Raw genomic sequence first — 15,900 nt, forward strand, 5'->3', positions numbered from 1 at the left:
GTTCCGGCCTCGCCCTGGATCGCGCCGCGACATCCGCGCCGCGACATCCGTGCCCCGCCGTCACGCCGCGAGGGCGAACAGCGCGAGCGGCTCGGGCAGCCGCGCCTGCGGCACCGGAACGGCACGGAGGCCGGCGGGGAGCGCCCCGTCGAGCAGATCCAGGAAATCGCCCGAGGCCGCGACCTCGATCTCGGCCGCCTTGGCCTGGGTCTCGATCCGCGCCAGGGCGTTCATCGCCGGACCCAGCACCGTGTATTCGGCCCGGACGCCGTCGTCGAAGACCCCGACCAGAAGGTCGCCCGCGTGCAGGGCGACGACGAGGCGCAGGGTGAACAGGCCCTCCCGCGCCCGCGCCGCGTTGAGGGCGGCCATCCGCCGGCGGATCGACAGGGTGCAGGCCAAGGCCGCCTGCGCCTGCGCGCCGGGCTGGCCGAACACGAACTGTGCCAGCACCGCGTCACCGATATACTTGTCGACGACGCCGCCCTGCTCCGACACCGCCGCCTGCGCGACCGCCCGGACGGCCAGCAGCGCCGTCACCATCGCCTCGGGCGGGTGCTCGCGGGAGAGCCGCGAGAAGCCGCGGATGTCGAGGATCATCAGGCAGGCGTGGCGCCGGTGGACGCCCAGCGCCGAGTCCCCGTCCTCGGCGGCGAGGTCGAGGGCGACCGTGTCGGGCACGAACCGCGCGAGCTGGGTCCGCTCGTGCTCCATCCGCAGGGCCCGCGTCACGGCGGCGCGCAGGCGGGTCGTGCCGTCGACCACCAGCAGGCCCGCCGCCGCGAAGGTGGCGAGGCCCGTGATCTGCGCGGTAGGGAACGTGTCCGGGCCGGGGAACAGCTCCGGATACAGAACGCCGACCAGGAAGGCCACGCTCCAGCAGGCGGTGACCAGGCCGCAGAACAGCAGCGTCTGCGCCACCCGCATGCTCAGGCCGGTCTGGAGCAGGAGCAGGAAGGCCGGCAGGCGGCTCACCGCGTCGGCGCCGAGCCCGGCCCCGCCCCCGGCCAGCATGTGCTCGATGATGACGTAAACGGCGAGCCCGGCATTGAGCAGCGTCCCGGCCCAGCTATAGGCCTCGGCGCGCGGGCCGCCGCTCCGCTCGCCCAAGCCGAACCAGACCGTGCCGAGCCCGTAGAGGCCGAGGATGAGCCAGTGGCTCAGGGCGTGCAGCGAGCCGTCATAGGCCTGGGCCGCCATCAGCAGCACCAGCACGATCACGACCCGCAGGCCGAGCAGCCGCAGGCCGCCGCCGGCCTGCATGGCGCGCAGCACCGCCTTGTCGTCCGATCCCGGATCCACCCGGCTCTCGGCCGGCGCGTCCTGAAGGATGGGAAGCGGCAGGTTGCCGACGCTGCCCGAGACCATCAACCGCCCCGGCCGAGGCGCCGCGCCGCCGCGAATCGGTTGAGGAAGCGCGGCTCCTTCTCGGGAGCGATCCGCACCGCGAGGTGCAGGGTGCCGTCGGCCTCGGCACGGCGGTCGAGGATCTCGGCATTCTCGTAGAGCCAGTTCAGCGCCGCCCCGTCCTCCGGCGGCAGCGCCACGGCGAAGCTCGCCCGGTTGCGCCCGATCCGCGCCTCGATCCGGGCCGACAGCGCGGCGAGCCCCTCCCCGGTCAGCGCCGAGACCAGGACCGGCGCGGCGCTGTCGCGATCGTTGCGGGTCTTGGCCTGGCCGCTGAGGTTCAGGAGCCGCGTGCGCTCGTCGTCGTCGAGGAGGTCGGCCTTGTTCCAGACCTCGATGATCCGGTCGGCGCTGGTTTCGATACCGAGCTCGCGCAGCACCGCGCCGACATCCTCGGCCTGGGCCTCGGAATCGACGTGGGAGACGTCGCGCACGTGCAAGAGCACGTCGGCCTCGATGGCGTCCTCCAGCGTCGCCCGGAAGGCCGCGATCAGCGGCGTCGGCAGGTCGGAGATGAAGCCCACCGTGTCGGACAGGATCACGGTCTCGCCGTGGGGCAGCTTGGTCGCCCGGGCGGTGGGGTCGAGGGTCGCGAACAGCATGTCCTTGGCGGTGACCTCGGCGCGGGTCAGGGCGTTGAACAGGCTCGACTTGCCGGCGTTCGTGTAGCCCACCAGCGCCACGATCGGGTAGGGCACCCGCGCCCGGCTCTGCCGGTGCAGGCCGCGGGTGCGGACCACGGCGTCGAGGTCGCGCTCGATCCGGGTCATGCGCTCCTGGATCATGCGCCGGTCGGCCTCGATCTGGGTCTCGCCGGGGCCGCCCAGGAAGCCGAAGCCGCCGCGCTGGCGCTCCAGGTGGGTCCACGAGCGGACGAGCCGGGACTTCTGATAGGCGAGGTGGGCGTGCTCGACCTGGAGCGTGCCCTCGCGGGTCGAGGCGCGCCGCCCGAAGATCTCCAGGATCAGGCCGGTGCGGTCGATAACCTTGGCGCCCCAGGCCTTTTCCAGGTTGCGCTGCTGCACGGGCGAGAGGGCGCAGTCCATCACTACGAGGCCGATCTCGCGGGCGCGGATCAGGCCGGCGATCTCCTCGACCCGGCCCTTGCCGAGATAGGTCGAGGGCCGGATCCGCGGCAGGCTGATCGCGAGGCTCTCGAGAACGTCCAGCTCGATGGCGGCGGCAAGCCCGGTCGCCTCGTCGAGCCGCGCCTCGACGGAGCGGGTCGGCGCGGCCGGTCCGTGCCCGGCGCCGTGCGCGCTGCGCGCGAGGTAGGGGCCGATTACCAGGGTGTGGGTCGCCGCGGCGATCTCGCCCTCGGGGGCGGCCTGCGCCTGGAGGCGGGCTTCGCCGGACGTCAGCGTTTCAGTCATACGGCCTTTGGCGCCGCCGGGGCGCCGGCGGCTTCGTTCGAGAGGTCGGATTCGACAGAATGGGGATGCGGACGGGCCGGGCCAAGATGCCGGGCCGGAAACGCGGCGGATATCCGCAGCCGCCGCGTCATCCCGGGGCCGCGCAGCGGAGCCCGGGATCCAGATCCGCCGCCGTGCCGGATTCCGGCACCTATCGCGTTCGTGGATCCGGGGCTCGCCTGCGGCACCCCGGAATGACCGCGCGGGTCGCCGACGCGCGGCCCGTGGCTACGCCCGGGAGACGATCATTCCCGACGCGGCCCCACCCTCGCCCATCGTAAAAATCACGCCTTCTCGGCGGTCTCGTCCGGCTCGAACAGCTGCACGGGATGGCCCGGCATGATCGTGGAGATCGCGTGCTTGTAGACCAGCTGCGAGTGCCCGTCCCGGCGCAGCAGCACGCAGAAATTGTCGAACCACGTCACCACGCCCTGGAGCTTGACGCCGTTGACGAGGAAGATGGTCAGCGGAATCTTGTTCTTGCGGACATGGTTGAGAAAGGTGTCCTGAAGGTTCTGTGCGCGTTCGCCCGCCATCTTCTTGGCCTTCTTGTTGTCCCGGATCGAGCCGCCCGGGATGGGTATGCCGCGGGCCGGATTGTCCGGTCATCCCGCCCACGGCTTTGTATACAAGCACCATGACTTGGCGAAAGCGTGGGCGCAAGCAACCCCCGCGCCGGAATCATCCGTGACGGATCGGCACCGCTCTCACGCCCCCGCCCCTCAGGGGCCGATGCCGAGGGACTTCAACTTCCGGTGCAGGGCCGAGCGCTCCATGCCGATGAACTCGGCGGTGCGGGAGATGTTGCCCGAGAACCGCGCGATCTGCGCCACGAGGTACTCGCGCTCGAAGATCTCCCGGGCCTCGCGCAGCGCGAGGCTCATCAGCTTCTCGCCGCCCGCGCCCCCGGGGGTGGTCGGCACCAGGGCGCCGATCTCGGAGGGGAGCATCTCCGAGGTGACCTCCTGCTCCGGGTCGGCCTGCGTGAGGATCATCAGCCGCTCGACGTTGTTCTTGAGCTGGCGGACATTGCCCGGCCAGTTGTGCGACTGCAGCACCGCCATCGCGTCCTCGGCGATCCGGCGCTTGGGCAGGCCGGTCTGGGACGAGATGTTGTCCATGAAGAACTGGATCAGCTCGGGCACGTCCTCCCGGCGCTCCGACAGGGCCGGTACCCGGATCGGCACCACCGAGAGGCGGTGGAACAGGTCCTCGCGGAACCGGCCGGCGGCGATTTCTTCTTGGAGATCCCGGGACGAGGACGAGATGATCCGCACGTCGACATGCACCCGCGTCGTGCCGCCGACCCGCTGGAAATTCTGGTCGACGAGGACGCGCAGGATCCGGTTCTGGGTCTCGCGCGGCATGTCGGCGACCTCGTCGAGGTAGAGGGTGCCGCCATGGGCCTCCTCCAGGGCGCCGACCCGGCGGCCGCTCTCGCCCTCGACCCCGAACAGCTCCGCCTCCATGGTCTCGGGCAGGATCGCGGCGGCGTTGAGCAGCACGAACGGACCGTTCGCCCGGGCCGAGGCCTTGTGCAGGCTGCGCGCGGCCAGCTCCTTGCCCGAGCCCAGTGCGCCCGTGATCATCACCCGGGCGTTGGTCGGCGCCACCCGGTCGAGCGTCTGGCGCAGCTGGTTGATCGCCAGCGAGCCGCCGACGATGCGGTTGGCCGACCCTGACCGCGCCGTCAGGTCGCGGACCTCGCGCCGGAGCCGGGAGGCCTCCAGCGCCCGCTCGGCCACCAGGATCAGCCGGTCGGCCTTGAACGGCTTCTCGATGAAGTCGTAGGCGCCCGCCTTGATCGCCGAGACGGCGGTCTCGATGTTGCCGTGGCCCGAGATCATGACGACCGGCAGGTCGGGATTGGCCGCCTTGATCAGGTCGAGCACCTGCAGGCCGTCGAGCCGGGAGCCCTGCAGCCAGATGTCGAGGAAGACGAGGTGCGGCCGGCGCGCCTCGATGGCGGCGAGCGCCTCGTCCGAGCCGCCGGCCGTGCGGCAGCGGTGGCCTTCGTCGTCCAGGATCCCGGCGACGAGGTCGCGGATGTCGGCCTCGTCGTCGACGATCAGGATATCGGCGCTCATGCGTGCATCTCCGCGATCCGGGGGGCCGTCGGCGCGGCGCCCTTCTCCTCTGTCGTGACGGGACTGGTTTCAGACGGCGCCGCGGCCGGTTCGGGCCCGTGCTCGCGCGGGACCCGCATCCGGACCTGGCCGCCGCGGCCGGCGGGATTGTCGTTCAGCTCGATCCCGCCGCCGTGCTCCTCAAGCACCTTGCTGACGATAGCAAGCCCCAGTCCGGTCCCACCCTCGCGGGTGGTCATGTAGGGCTCGAGCAGGCGCTGGCGCCCCTCGGCCGGAAATCCCTTGCCGTTGTCGGTGACGGCGATCACCGCGAACCCGTCCTCGACGGCGAGGCTCAAGGAGATCTTGCCCTTGCCGAGCTCGGCCTCCGGCACCTCGGCCACCGCCTCGACGGCGTTCTTGAGGATGTTGGTGATCACCTGGCTGAGCAGCCTGATGTCGAAGGCCGCCACAATCTTTTCCGCACTCCCCGCGCCGCCCTGGGCCGAGAACGCGAAGTCGATGTCCGGGTGCGCCACGCGCATCATGAACAGGTTCTGCTTGGCGATCTCGGTGAGGTCGTTCGGCGCGATGGCGGGCTTCGGCATCCGCGCGAAGGCCGAGAACTCGTCGACCATGCGCTTGATCTCGTCCACCTGGCGCACGATCGTGGCGGTGCACTGGTCGAACACCTCCTTGTCGGCGGTGATGACCTTCCCGTACTTGCGCCGGATCCGCTCGGCGGAGAGCTGGATCGGGGTCAGCGGGTTCTTGATCTCGTGGGCGATGCGGCGCGCCACGTCGCCCCAGGCGGAGCTGCGCTGCGCCTGGACGAGGTCGGTGATGTCGTCCAGCGTCACCACCGAGCCGCGGGACGCGCCCTGCGCCTGCTCGCTCGTGACCCGCACCGTGATGGTGCGCTCGCCCCGGGACCGGGTGAGCTGGACCTGCTGCTGCTGCAGGCTGCGCGGGCGGGCCTCGCTCTCGGCGAGCACGGGCGCGAGTTCCGGCACCGCCTGGGCGAGGGACTGGCCCACCAGGGCGTCGCTCTCCAGGTCGAGCATTCGCTCAGCCGCCGGGTTGGCAATGGTGACGAAGCCCGCCGCGTCGAGGCCGATCACCCCGGGCGAGACGCCCGAGAGCACGGCCTCGGTGAAGCGGCGGCGGGTGTCGATCAGGTCGCTCGCGGCGATCAGGCCGGCATGCTGGCGGCGCAGCTCCTGGGTCATCTTGTTGAAGCTCTCGCCGAGATGGGCGAGGTCGCCGCTGGTCTTCTTGGTCGGCACCTGGGCGTAGAAATTGCCCGATGCCACCTGGTCGGCGGCGTTGATCAGCCGGCGGATCGGCGCCACGAACCGGTTGGCGAAGTTCATGCCGAACCACACGGCCGAGAGCAGCGCGATCAGCGCGATCAGCAGGAACACCGACGCGAAGGTGATCTGGATCGAGCGCCGCAGCGAATCGTAGGTGAGGTACTCGGCCGCCGCCGCCCGGGACACGCCGGGGAAGTCGATGGCGAGCTGGCTGACCTCGCGCTGCACCATCAGCACGGCGTCGTCGTAGGCCGGCATCCGCATCAGCGCGGCGAAGACCCGGCCTTCGGCGGGCAGGAGGCAGATCGGGTCGGCCGAGTTGGCCGCATCCTCGAAGGCCGCCGCCGAGGGCAGCCGGTTGGTCTTCAGGACGTCGATCTTGGCCCGCGCCACCACCTCGGTGGGGCCGCGCATGATCTGCGCCACCGGCAGGCCGAGATTGGTCGCCCGGGTCGTCAGGAAGGTCTGGAACCAGTCCCGGTTCACATCGAAGTTCGGCCGAGCGCGGGTCAGGTCGTCGGCGAGGATGCGGATCTCGCGGGCGAGGCTCTGGCACTGGTTCTCCTGGTAGGCGTCGGCCACCTCCACGGATTTCAGCACCACGTCGCGGACCCGGTCGGTGAAGCCGAGCGACAGGCCCCGGTCGATGGTCACGGACGCCACCACGGCGAGCAGAATCGTCGGCAGGATCGCGATCAGCGAGAACAGCCCGACGATGCGGGTGTGCAGGCGCGCCACCGCCGCGTTGGCCTTGCGGGCGTGCAGGAAGACCCGCGCCTCCCAGGCGATGATGACGGCGAGGCCGAGCACCAGGGCGGCGTTGATGGCGAGCAGCGTCACGCCGTAGGCCGGCGTCGGCGTCACCCGGATCACCCCGGCCAGGATCAGGAAGGTCGCCAGCGCCGAGACCAGGGCGGTGACCACCATGGCCGCGCCGATCCAGCCCGGACCGCGCGGGCCCGGCTTCAGGGACTCCGCCAGGGGCGCGCCCGGGCCCACCCCCTCCCCGGACCCTTCGGGTTCGGGCGACGGGCCTTCCTCTTTCCGTAAGCGTCTCAGGAACGGCATGACTGGTGCAGGGCCACAACAGTGTGGCGGAATTAATACGAATCCGGATCAGATGGACGCCGCAAAGCGGACCCGAACTCATCGGATCGCAGTCGAACGCGACCGGCCGCGCCCGTCGACCTTCGGCATCGGCAAAGATCCTCGACGCCGCCGCAAAGCATAGCTCCACGGCTTGGCCGCCTCGAAGACGGGCGCTAAGAAAAATCGCGAACGGCGATAAGAGCCATGACCGATCTGATGTGTTGAACGATGTGCGTGAGCGCCCGGACATTATCATTCTTATCTTTGGATGAGCGGAAATGTTATTCGTAACGACGGACAATGCGCGGCGCCTCGTATCCGATAGTCAGTGAGATGCCGCGCCTGTTCCGGATTGAAGAGGTGATGCGATGGGCGCCCCGATCCGGGTCGGCTTGATCGGCTACGGCTATTCCGGCCGGACCTTCCACGCGCCGCTGATCAGCGCCGTGCCGGACCTCGACCTCCGGTTGGTCGGATCCAGCGATCCCGCCAAGGTCGAGGCCGATCGCCCCGGCCTGACGGTGGTCGCCGACCCTTTCGCGGTCGCCGCGTCGGAGGCCGTCGACCTCGTGGTGATTGCCTCACCCAATGACAGTCACGCACCGCTGGCGCGCGCCGCCCTGGCGGCGGGCAAGCACGTCGTCGTCGACAAGCCCTTCACCCTCGCCCTCGCCGAGGCGCGCGTCCTGCGCGCGGCGGCGGCGAGCCGGGGCCGCGTGCTTGCGGTGTTTCACAACCGCCGCTGGGACAGCGATTTCCTGACCGTCCGCGAGGCCATCGCTGCCGGCGTGATCGGCGCGGTGCGGCACTTCGAGTCCCACTTCGACCGCTTCCGGCCCCGTGTCCGGGACCGGTGGCGTGAGAATGCCGGCTCCGGCAGCGGGATCTGGTACGATCTCGGGCCGCATCTCGTGGATCAGGCGATCCAGCTCTTCGGCCTGCCCGATCGGGTGACGGCGCATCTCGGCCGGCTCCGTCCCGGAGCGTCCTCCGACGATTGGGCCCACGCGGTGCTGGACTATCCGGGGCTGCGGGTGGTGCTCCACGCGAGCATGCTCGTCGCCGGCGGATCGCCCCGCTTCGTGGTCCATGGCGAGGCCGGCAGCCTGATCAAGCACGGTCCCGACCCCCAGGAAGGGCAGCTGCTGGCCGGGCTCGCCCCGGGCGCACTGGGATGGGGTGAGGACCCGGACGGACTGGAGATCCATGACGGCACCGGGCCGGTGACGCGCAGGCCGGCCGTGTCCGGGGATCAGCGGTGCTTCTATCGGGCGGTGGTCGAGACCATTGCCCGCGGATCGCACGACGACGCAGCGGCGCTGGAGGCGGTTCGGGTGATGGCCTGCCTTGAGGCGGCCCTGATCTCGGCCCGCACCGGGACCTCGGTCACCCCAGCGGTCGCGCGGGACGAGCGGGAGCGCTGAAGAGCGCGTTCCCGCGGCGCGGCAGGCGCGACCATTGCGCGCTGCAGGCCCGGGAGGGCGGCGCGGCGAGCCCGCGGATCTTGACCCTGCCGGCACCCGCCCGTAACCCCGATCGTGGAGGCGAACGGGGTCTGGTGGCCCTCCTGGTCTTCAAAACCAGTGGTACGCCAACAGCGTACGGTGGGTTCGATTCCCATCCGCTTCCGCCAGGTTCTATACAATCCAAGCTGAAAAGCAGTGTTCGCTGGTATCTGGGCGGCACATGCGGCAAAACCGGCAATCATGGCTCAACGGAACGGTGCGTGCCCCGGTCCGTTTCCCGTGCTCGGTCGATCCTGTGCTGGTGCCTCCGTGACGAACAGCTCCGCCTCCGTGGTCCCGTTCCCACCGGCCGTCGCCGGCCGCGCGCGTTGAGGTTCGGACATGCTGGACAAGCTCGCCACGCTCCTCCCGCCCGGCGCCCGCGAGGCGCTGCGGCTGCTCGCCCTGCGCCGGCCTGCACGGCAGGGGGAAGCGGGCCCCACCATCCTGCCGGGGCTGGACACGAAGCCGGCCGCGATGGTGCCCCTGCATCCGCCGGGCGCCACGAACGACAACCCGCTCCGGGCCATCCAGGAGGCCGTGGAGCGGGATCTGCGCGCCAGCGGCCACCTGCGCTGAGGCCGTCCGGATCCTCAGCGATCGCAGGTCAGCGTCCGGCCGCGCCGGCGCGCGCGGAGGCTCCGGCCTCGATCCAGTGGCAGACCGTCGTGCCCCGCACGCCCGCGCAATCGTAGCTCTGCCCGCCCAGCACCACCCGGTCGACGATGCCGGTCATCTCCGCGCGCGTCAGGACGGAGCAGCCGAGATGGTCCGCTTTCGGATCGGTCAGGCGCGCGGCGGCGGCCTGCGGCCCGTCGTGCAGCAGCATCCGGTAATTGGCGAGCGACGGGCAGCCGATCACCGGCGGCCCGCCGCGCCGGTCGGGGCCGCCCTTGTCCTGGCCGGCCTTGTCGGCGGCCGCCCGGCCGGGCGCCCGGGCCGGCTGCTGGGCCAGTGCCGGGATCGCCGAGAGAGCGAGTGCCACGGCGGCGATGCGGAGAAGCCTGCGCGTCATGCCCGCTTTTCTAGCACGGCGCCCCGCCGCTTTCGCAGCCGCGCCATCGCCGCGCCTCCGGCAGGCCCAAGATCCCCAAGGCACCCGAGACCCCCAAGGCACCCGAGATCCCCGCGACACCCCCGACGGTGCGGAGGCGTGCGAACGCGGCATTGCTCGGCTGCGCGCGTTCCGGCTTGACCGGAGGCGCGCCATTTGCGAGCGCCGCGGGCAACATGTGAGGAGAGGCCATGGCGACGGCGATCGACAGCGACCAGAAGCTGCACCTGGTCTTCGGCGGTGAACTGCAGGATCTCGACGGGGTTCGGTTCCGGGACATCAAGAACCTCGACATCGTCGGCATCTTTCCCGACTATGCGTCCGCGCAGGCGGCCTGGCGGGCGAAGGCGCAGGCCACCGTCGACAGCGCGCAGACGCGCTACTTCGTGGTCCATCTGCACCGGCTGCTGGAGCCGCCGACGCCCTGAGCGGGGCACGTGGCCTGTGCGGTGCTGCCGCCGAGGCCGCGTGAAGGCATTGTGACACTTCCTGCCCGCTGCTAAGAGCCTCGCCCGTCATCGCATCGTTCCGGCCCGTCAAGGGACCGGGCTTCGGAGCGCGGCGGGGGTCCGGCCGCGCGTGAGCGGCCGCCCATGAAGTCCTCGCCATGAAATCCTCGATCAAGATCATTGCCGGGAATGCCAGCCGGCCCCTGGCCGAGGCGATCGCGGCCTATCTCGAGCTGCCGCTGGCCAAGTGCATGGTCCGGCGCTTCGCCGACATGGAGATCTTCGTCGAGCTCCAGGAGAATGTGCGCGGCGAGGACGTGTTCATCGTCCAGTCGACCTCGTTCCCGGCCAACGACCACCTGATGGAGCTGCTGATCATGATCGACGCCGCGCGTCGGTCCTCGGCGCGGCGCATCACGGCGGTCATCCCGTATTTCGGCTACGCCCGGCAGGACCGGCGCACCTCCGGCCGCACCCCGATCTCGGCCAAGCTGGTGGCGAACCTGATCACCGAGGCCGGCGCCGACCGCGTTCTGACCCTCGACCTGCATGCCGGCCAGATCCAGGGCTTCTTCGACATCCCGACCGACAACCTGTTCGCCGCCCCCGTGATGGTCCGCGACATCAAGGAGCGGCTGCCGAGCGCCGACCGGATGGTGGTCTCGCCCGACGTCGGCGGCGTGGTGCGCGCCCGGGCCATCGCCAAGCGGATCGACTGCCCGCTCGCCATCGTCGACAAGCGCCGGGAGCGCCCCGGCGAATCGGAGGTGATGAACATCATCGGCGAGGTCGAGGGCCGCTCCTGCATCCTGGTCGACGACATCGTCGATTCGGGCGGCACCCTGGTCAACGCCGCCGAGGCCCTGCTGAATGCCGGCGCCAAGGACGTCTCGGCCTACATCACCCATGGGGTGCTCTCGGGCGGCGCGGTCTCCCGCATCGCCGCCTCGCGGATGAAGGAGCTGGTGATCACCGATTCGATCCAGCCGACGCAGGCGGTCAAGCTCGCCCGCAACATCCGGGTGGCGACCATCGCGCCGCTGCTCGGCGAGGCGATCGGCCGGACCGCGACGGAATCCAGCGTCTCCAGCCTGTTCGACTGACGGGTACCGCGAACGCGGCCTGTGACTCGGTAACTAAGCCGCAGTTCCGCGCGCGCACGATGGCCCTATCTTGCCCGGCCGACAGCGTCATTGGTCTGGGAGCGGACACTGCGTCGGGCGCACATCATCGGCATCCACGGCCTCGCCAACAAGCCGCCGCGCGACGAGAAGGCCGCGTGGTGGCGCGCCGCGATCCGCGAGGGGCTCGACCGCAATCTCGGGCTGCAGGTGGCCGAGGCCGATCTGCGCTTCACCTTCGTCTACTGGGCGGATCTCCGCTACCCGCAGCCGCTCTCCGGCGACGGCAACCGCGAGCCCTATCGCCCCGATCACGGCCTCGGGCCGTTCCCCTCTCCGGCGGGGGATGCCGACAGCGCCGAGCCGACCCTCACAGACCGGATCTACCGCGGCCTCTCGCACCTGCAGGAGGCCACGGGGCTGACCCCGCTGGACGACCTGATCCTGGAATACCGCCTCGACGATCTCTGGGGCTACTACGAGGATGCGGCGTTCCGGGACGCGGCCCGGGAGCGCCTGCGCGTCGCCCTGGCCGAGGCCGCGGAGGACGACGTGCTGATCGCCGCGCACTCGATGGGCGGCCTGATCGCCTACGACGTCCTGCGCGCCGCCGAGGCCGACGGGACGCCCCTGCCCCGCTGCGCCCTGGCGACCGTCGGCTCGCCCCTCGGGCTCGCCGAGCTGAAGCTAAAGCTCGCCGACGAGCACGGCGACCTGCGGGTGCCAGCCGCGCTCACCGCCTGGACCAACCTGATGGACCGGCAGGACATCGCCACGGTGGGCGACGACCTCGCCGGCCTCTACGCGCCGAACGCCGCCGGCGTGCGGGTGCGGGACGTGCCGGTGATCAACGCCTACCGGAGGCCGGACGGCGCCGAGAACCGGCACAAATCCTACGGCTACCTGCGCACCCCGGAATTCTCGAAGATCCTCGCCGGGTTCCTGGACGCTGCGGGCTGATCCGGAGCGGTCTCAGAGCCGGCCCGGCACCGCCTCGCGCAGGACCCGCTCGGCGGCGGCATCCTCAATCTTGTTGATCAGCCGGTTCGCCTCGTGCTCGTCGCGCAGGGTCTTGGCCAGCGTGAAGGTCGTGCCCGTGAGGAAGAGGGATGCCATGGCGAGGTAGCCCTTGATCCAGATATCCGCGGGCAGGAAGAAGATCCCGATCGTCAGCATGGCGGCGGCGGCGGCGAAGCTGACCAGCGTGAAGGTCTTCCAGGCGCCGGTATGGGGCATCTGCGGTGTCATGATGTGCTCCTGCGTGGGTGTTGCGTGGTGTTCAGGCGTGCGATCCGGTCAGGTCCCGGCCCTGAGGCGGTCGAGCACCGCCCGCGGGTCCGTGCGCGGACGGCCGTAGCCGGCCGCCTCCAGGTCGGCCTCGATCCCGCCCGTAGCCTCGGCCTCCAGTTCGGTCAGCGCGGCGGCCACATCCGCCTCGGCCGCCTGCCGGGCGCGCAGGCGTTCCAGGGTCCGCTCGGCCTCGCCCAGCGCACCGGCCGACAGGGTCGTGGCCCGGCGGCCCTCCAGCCCCGCCCGGCGCAGGGCTTCGGTGGTGCGGGCGGTCTGGAGCCCGCGGTCGAGATCCCGCAGCCGCTCGCCGCCCTGCGCGACGAGGCGCTTCAGCCGCTCGACCTCGGCGGCGAAGCGCTCGGCGGCGGCCCGGCGGTCGGCCCGCTCGTCCTCCAGGGCGGCGATGTGGATCGCCGCCTCGGTCCCGAGATCCTCGCGGCCGTCGCCGAGGGCCCGCCGCGCCCCGTCCGACAGGGTGTCGATCCGGCCGCCGATCGCCGCCAGCGCGCGCGCCTCGGCGGCGTGGTAGGCCATGGCCACGGCGAGTTCCCGCCGGGCGGTCGCCAGGGCGCCGGCGGCGTCTCGGATCTGCTGGCGCAGGATCGTCACGGCGTGGGCGTCGTGGATCGCCTGGGCGTTGTCGGCGATCACGCCGCGCATCAGGAAGGAGAGGGTCCTCATCACGGTTCACCTCGCGGGAACGACGATCCGGACCCGGTCCGGAATTGATTGAACGCCGTTCATGAAACAGATAAACATGAGACGCGCCGGGCCGCAAGGGATAAAATGAACGAGGTTCATAAAAAACTGCGCGGGCGGCCGCGGAAGGAGCCGGGCGACCGGGAGGCCGATCGCCGGGCCCTCATCGAGGCCGCGGTGGCGATCCTGAACGAGGGCGGCGTCGCCGCGCTGACCGCCCGCGGCGTCGCGGAGCGGGCCGGCACGGCGGTGGGCTCGGTCTACACGCAGTTCGACAGCCTGGAGCTGCTGCGGCTGGAGGCCAACGCGGTCACCATGCGCCGCCTCCGGGACACCCTGGCGGGGGCGCTGGCCGCCTGCCCGTCGCGGGAGACGGAGGCCCGGCTCCTGTGCCTGGCCGACGCGTATCTCGCCTTCGCGGCCGCGAACCACGCGGCCTGGGCGGCGATCTTCGAGCGCCGCACCGTGGCGGCGCCGGACTCGGTGCAGGCCGACATCGCGGCCCTGTTCGCGATCCTGGAGGGGGTGCTGCGCGACGGCGGCCGCCTCGCCGAGGCGGCGATTCCCGTGATGGCGCGGGCGCTCTGGTCCAGCGTCCACGGCATGACCTATCTCGCCGATCTCGGCAGCCTGGGGCCGCTCGGCGTGGACGACGTGCGGCCGATGATCGACGCCCTGGTGCGGGCGGCGGTGCGGGGCTTTTCGGCGGCCTGAGCGCCCTGCCCGGCGCTCAGGCCGCCTGGACCTCCGCCAGGAACGCCTTCACCGCCTGGTCGAGCTCGTCCGAGCCCCGGGTGAGGCCGCGGGCGGCCGCCAGCACCTGCTCGGAGGCGATCCCGGTCTCGTCGGCGCCCCGGCGCAGGTCGACGGCGTTCTCCGACACGCCCTGCGCCCCCGTGGCGGCGCTCGCCACCCCGCGGACGATCTCCTGGATGGCGGCGTTCTGCTCCTCCATGGCAGCCGCGACACCGACCGCGATGGCGCGCATCTCCTCGATGGTCCGGCCGACCTCGCCGATCGCCGCCACCGCGTCCCGCGTCTCCCCCTGGATCCGGCCGATCTGGCCGGAGATCTCCTCGGTGGCCTTGGCGGTCTGCTCGGCCAGCGCCTTCACCTCCGAGGCGACCACCGCGAAGCCGCGTCCGGCCGCACCCGCGCGGGCCGCCTCGATGGTGGCGTTCAGGGCCAGCAGGTTGGTCTGGCCTGCGATCGAGGCGATCAGCCCGACCACGTCGCCGATCTTCTCGGTGCCGGCGGCGAGCGCCCGCACGGTTGCCTCGCCCTGACGGGTGCTGGCGGCGGCCCGCCCGGCAATCTCCGAGGTGCGGTTCACCTGCCCGGCGATCTCCTGAACCGAGGCCGACATCTCCTCGGTGGCCGCAGCGGCGGTCTGGACGTCGGCGGAGGTGCCGGCCGCCTGCGCGGCGACCGCGCCGGTGCGCTCGGTGGTGTGGGCGGCCGTGACGGTCAGCGTCCGCGCCGTGGCCTCGAGGTCGGCGGCCGCCGTCGCGAGGCCGCGGCTCAGCGCGCCGGCCCGTGCCTCGAACGACCGGGTCAGCCGGCCGAGGGCGGCTGCCCGCCGGGCGCCGCCCTCGGCCGCGGAGGTGGCGTGGGCGTCGGACTCGGCCTTGGCGATCAGCGCGTCCTTGAACACCTGCACAGCGCCCGCCATGGCGCCGATCTCGTCCCTGCGCTCCCGCGCCGGCACCGGAACCGCGGTCTCGCCGGCCGCCAGCCGGTGCATGGCCCCGTTCAGGGCGAGGATCGGCCGCGTCAGGCGCCGGCCGATCAGCGCCGCCAGCAGGCCGATCAGCGCCACCACCACGAGCATGCCGCCCGCCGCCTTCCAGGCCGCGTCCCGCAAGATCGCCGCGGTGTCGTCGGCGTAGATGCCGGTGCCGATCACCCAGCCCCAGGGCGCGAAGCCGCGCACATAGGAGAGCTTCGGTACGGGGGCGTCGGCGCCGGGCTTCGGCCAATAATAATCGACGAAGCCCTGACCCTGCCGCTTCACCGTCTCGACGAAATCGACGAACAGGCGCTTGCCGGTGGGATCCTGCACGGCGGCGAGATCCTTGCCCTCCAGCTCGGGCTTCATCGGGTGGGCGATCATGCGGGGCTGCATGTCGTTCACCCAGAAGTATTCTTTGTCGTCGTAGCGCAGGGCCTTGAGGGCCTGGATCGCGGCCCCTTGCGCCGCCGCCCGGGACAGGCGCCCGGCCCGCTCCTCGCCCTCGAAATAGGCCGCGACTCCGTAGGCCACGTCCGTCAGGTTGCGGGTCTTGGCCATCCGGTCCTGCTCGACCTGGGATTTCAGGCTGACGAGGCCGATCCCCGAGACCGCGACGATGCCGACCAGCGCGGCGGCCGTGATGGTGTGCAGCTTCGCTCCCAGCCCGATCTTCACGCAAGCCTCCGCGATGACGATGTCAAGTTGCGCTATAGTGCAGCTTCTCCGTTAGCGGACCGTGAAGTCGGGGCCTTGCGCGCGCGGG

Annotated in this window: 15 protein-coding genes and 1 tRNA gene; 7 read left to right on the forward strand and 9 right to left on the reverse strand. The window is 71.4% G+C overall.

What is annotated here, in order from left to right; all coding sequences use genetic code 11:
- Positions 1-60: 60 nt before the first annotated feature.
- From AC3WSN_RS08400 to AC3WSN_RS08420, 5 genes are all read right to left on the reverse strand, one after another.
- Positions 61-1,368, reverse strand: a complete 1,308-nt coding sequence (locus tag AC3WSN_RS08400; RefSeq protein ID WP_492537258.1) for an adenylate/guanylate cyclase domain-containing protein — start codon at positions 1,366-1,368, stop codon at positions 61-63.
- Positions 1,368-2,780, reverse strand: coding sequence for a GTPase HflX (hflX, locus tag AC3WSN_RS08405; protein ID WP_492537260.1), 1,413 nt, complete (start codon positions 2,778-2,780; stop codon positions 1,368-1,370). The genes AC3WSN_RS08400 and hflX overlap by 1 nt, the downstream gene beginning before the upstream one ends.
- 323 nt (positions 2,781-3,103) lie before the next feature.
- On the reverse strand, positions 3,104-3,355 hold the full coding sequence (hfq, locus tag AC3WSN_RS08410; RefSeq protein WP_007563033.1) for an RNA chaperone Hfq: 252 nt from the start codon (positions 3,353-3,355) through the stop codon (positions 3,104-3,106).
- A 186-nt stretch (positions 3,356-3,541) separates the two neighbouring features.
- Positions 3,542-4,906, reverse strand: coding sequence for a nitrogen assimilation response regulator NtrX (ntrX, locus tag AC3WSN_RS08415; protein WP_192709178.1), 1,365 nt, complete (start codon positions 4,904-4,906; stop codon positions 3,542-3,544).
- Positions 4,903-7,266 (reverse strand): sensor histidine kinase NtrY-like, encoded by a 2,364-nt coding sequence (locus AC3WSN_RS08420; protein ID WP_492537264.1) that lies wholly within the window; start codon positions 7,264-7,266, stop codon positions 4,903-4,905. Before AC3WSN_RS08420 ends, ntrX begins: the two co-directional genes overlap by 4 nt.
- Before the next feature lie 389 nt (positions 7,267-7,655).
- Here AC3WSN_RS08420 and AC3WSN_RS08425 point away from each other — a divergent pair, with 389 nt between their 5' ends.
- The 3 genes from AC3WSN_RS08425 to AC3WSN_RS08435 all read left to right on the forward strand — a co-directional run bounded on the left by AC3WSN_RS08425 (position 7,656) and on the right by AC3WSN_RS08435 (position 9,371).
- Positions 7,656-8,711, forward strand: a complete 1,056-nt coding sequence (locus tag AC3WSN_RS08425) for an oxidoreductase (protein ID WP_192709176.1) — start codon at positions 7,656-7,658, stop codon at positions 8,709-8,711.
- 116 nt (positions 8,712-8,827) lie between these two features.
- Positions 8,828-8,920, forward strand: a tRNA-Sec gene (locus AC3WSN_RS08430).
- 214 nt (positions 8,921-9,134) lie between these two features.
- Positions 9,135-9,371 carry a hypothetical protein gene (locus AC3WSN_RS08435; RefSeq protein WP_492537266.1) on the forward strand — a complete coding sequence of 79 codons (237 nt, stop codon included), beginning with the start codon at positions 9,135-9,137 and terminating at the stop codon, positions 9,369-9,371.
- 28 nt (positions 9,372-9,399) lie between these two features.
- Here AC3WSN_RS08435 and AC3WSN_RS08440 read toward each other — a convergent pair whose 3' ends face one another.
- Positions 9,400-9,807 carry a hypothetical protein gene (locus AC3WSN_RS08440; RefSeq protein ID WP_192709174.1) on the reverse strand — a complete coding sequence of 136 codons (408 nt, stop codon included), beginning with the start codon at positions 9,805-9,807 and terminating at the stop codon, positions 9,400-9,402.
- 230 nt (positions 9,808-10,037) lie between these two features.
- Here AC3WSN_RS08440 and AC3WSN_RS08445 point away from each other — a divergent pair, with 230 nt between their 5' ends.
- From AC3WSN_RS08445 to AC3WSN_RS08455, 3 genes are all read left to right on the forward strand, one after another.
- A complete protein-coding gene (locus tag AC3WSN_RS08445) occupies positions 10,038-10,274 on the forward strand; it encodes a DUF4170 domain-containing protein (protein ID WP_492537268.1) in 237 nt (78 codons plus the stop codon).
- A 179-nt stretch (positions 10,275-10,453) separates the two neighbouring features.
- On the forward strand, positions 10,454-11,398 hold the full coding sequence (locus tag AC3WSN_RS08450) for a ribose-phosphate pyrophosphokinase (protein WP_012318471.1): 945 nt from the start codon (positions 10,454-10,456) through the stop codon (positions 11,396-11,398).
- A 90-nt stretch (positions 11,399-11,488) separates the two neighbouring features.
- Positions 11,489-12,376, forward strand: a complete 888-nt coding sequence (locus AC3WSN_RS08455; RefSeq protein WP_492537270.1) for a hypothetical protein — start codon at positions 11,489-11,491, stop codon at positions 12,374-12,376.
- A 12-nt stretch (positions 12,377-12,388) separates the two neighbouring features.
- Here AC3WSN_RS08455 and AC3WSN_RS08460 read toward each other — a convergent pair whose 3' ends face one another.
- Together AC3WSN_RS08460 and AC3WSN_RS08465 are read right to left on the reverse strand one after the other, a co-directional pair.
- On the reverse strand, positions 12,389-12,664 hold the full coding sequence (locus AC3WSN_RS08460) for a YiaA/YiaB family inner membrane protein (RefSeq protein WP_091788466.1): 276 nt from the start codon (positions 12,662-12,664) through the stop codon (positions 12,389-12,391).
- 48 nt (positions 12,665-12,712) lie between these two features.
- The gene (locus AC3WSN_RS08465; RefSeq protein ID WP_492537272.1) at positions 12,713-13,387 is read right to left on the reverse strand and encodes a PspA/IM30 family protein; all 675 of its coding nucleotides are present in this window, start codon (positions 13,385-13,387) and stop codon (positions 12,713-12,715) included.
- A gap of 105 nt (positions 13,388-13,492) precedes the next feature.
- Here AC3WSN_RS08465 and AC3WSN_RS08470 point away from each other — a divergent pair, with 105 nt between their 5' ends.
- Complete coding sequence (locus AC3WSN_RS08470) at positions 13,493-14,119, forward strand: WHG domain-containing protein (protein ID WP_192709170.1); 627 nt, start codon at positions 13,493-13,495, stop codon at positions 14,117-14,119.
- 16 nt (positions 14,120-14,135) lie between these two features.
- On the opposite strand, the gene AC3WSN_RS08475 is transcribed toward AC3WSN_RS08470, so the two are convergent.
- A complete protein-coding gene (locus tag AC3WSN_RS08475) occupies positions 14,136-15,812 on the reverse strand; it encodes a cache domain-containing protein (protein WP_492537274.1) in 1,677 nt (558 codons plus the stop codon).
- Between the last annotated feature and the right edge of the window lie 88 nt (positions 15,813-15,900).

The organism is Methylobacterium sp. FW102-HT35C08, assembly GCF_058790235.1.

Bases quoted from the DNA above. Each gene is read 5' to 3' on its own strand.
- AC3WSN_RS08400 (WP_492537258.1), bottom strand. From the start codon at position 1,368: ATGGTCTCGGGCAGCGTCGGCAACCTGCCGCTTCCCATCCTTCAGGAC.
- hflX (WP_492537260.1), bottom strand. From the start codon at position 2,780: ATGACTGAAACGCTGACGTCCGGCGAAGCCCGCCTCCAGGCGCAGGCC.
- hfq (WP_007563033.1), bottom strand. From the start codon at position 3,355: ATGGCGGGCGAACGCGCACAGAACCTTCAGGACACCTTTCTCAACCAT.
- ntrX (WP_192709178.1), bottom strand. From the start codon at position 4,906: ATGAGCGCCGATATCCTGATCGTCGACGACGAGGCCGACATCCGCGAC.
- AC3WSN_RS08420 (WP_492537264.1), bottom strand. From the start codon at position 7,266: ATGCCGTTCCTGAGACGCTTACGGAAAGAGGAAGGCCCGTCGCCCGAA.
- AC3WSN_RS08425 (WP_192709176.1), top strand. From the start codon at position 7,656: ATGGGCGCCCCGATCCGGGTCGGCTTGATCGGCTACGGCTATTCCGGC.
- AC3WSN_RS08435 (WP_492537266.1), top strand. From the start codon at position 9,135: ATGCTGGACAAGCTCGCCACGCTCCTCCCGCCCGGCGCCCGCGAGGCG.
- AC3WSN_RS08440 (WP_192709174.1), bottom strand. From the start codon at position 9,807: ATGACGCGCAGGCTTCTCCGCATCGCCGCCGTGGCACTCGCTCTCTCG.
- AC3WSN_RS08445 (WP_492537268.1), top strand. From the start codon at position 10,038: ATGGCGACGGCGATCGACAGCGACCAGAAGCTGCACCTGGTCTTCGGC.
- AC3WSN_RS08450 (WP_012318471.1), top strand. From the start codon at position 10,454: ATGAAATCCTCGATCAAGATCATTGCCGGGAATGCCAGCCGGCCCCTG.
- AC3WSN_RS08460 (WP_091788466.1), bottom strand. From the start codon at position 12,664: ATGACACCGCAGATGCCCCATACCGGCGCCTGGAAGACCTTCACGCTG.
- AC3WSN_RS08465 (WP_492537272.1), bottom strand. From the start codon at position 13,387: ATGAGGACCCTCTCCTTCCTGATGCGCGGCGTGATCGCCGACAACGCC.
- AC3WSN_RS08470 (WP_192709170.1), top strand. From the start codon at position 13,493: ATGAACGAGGTTCATAAAAAACTGCGCGGGCGGCCGCGGAAGGAGCCG.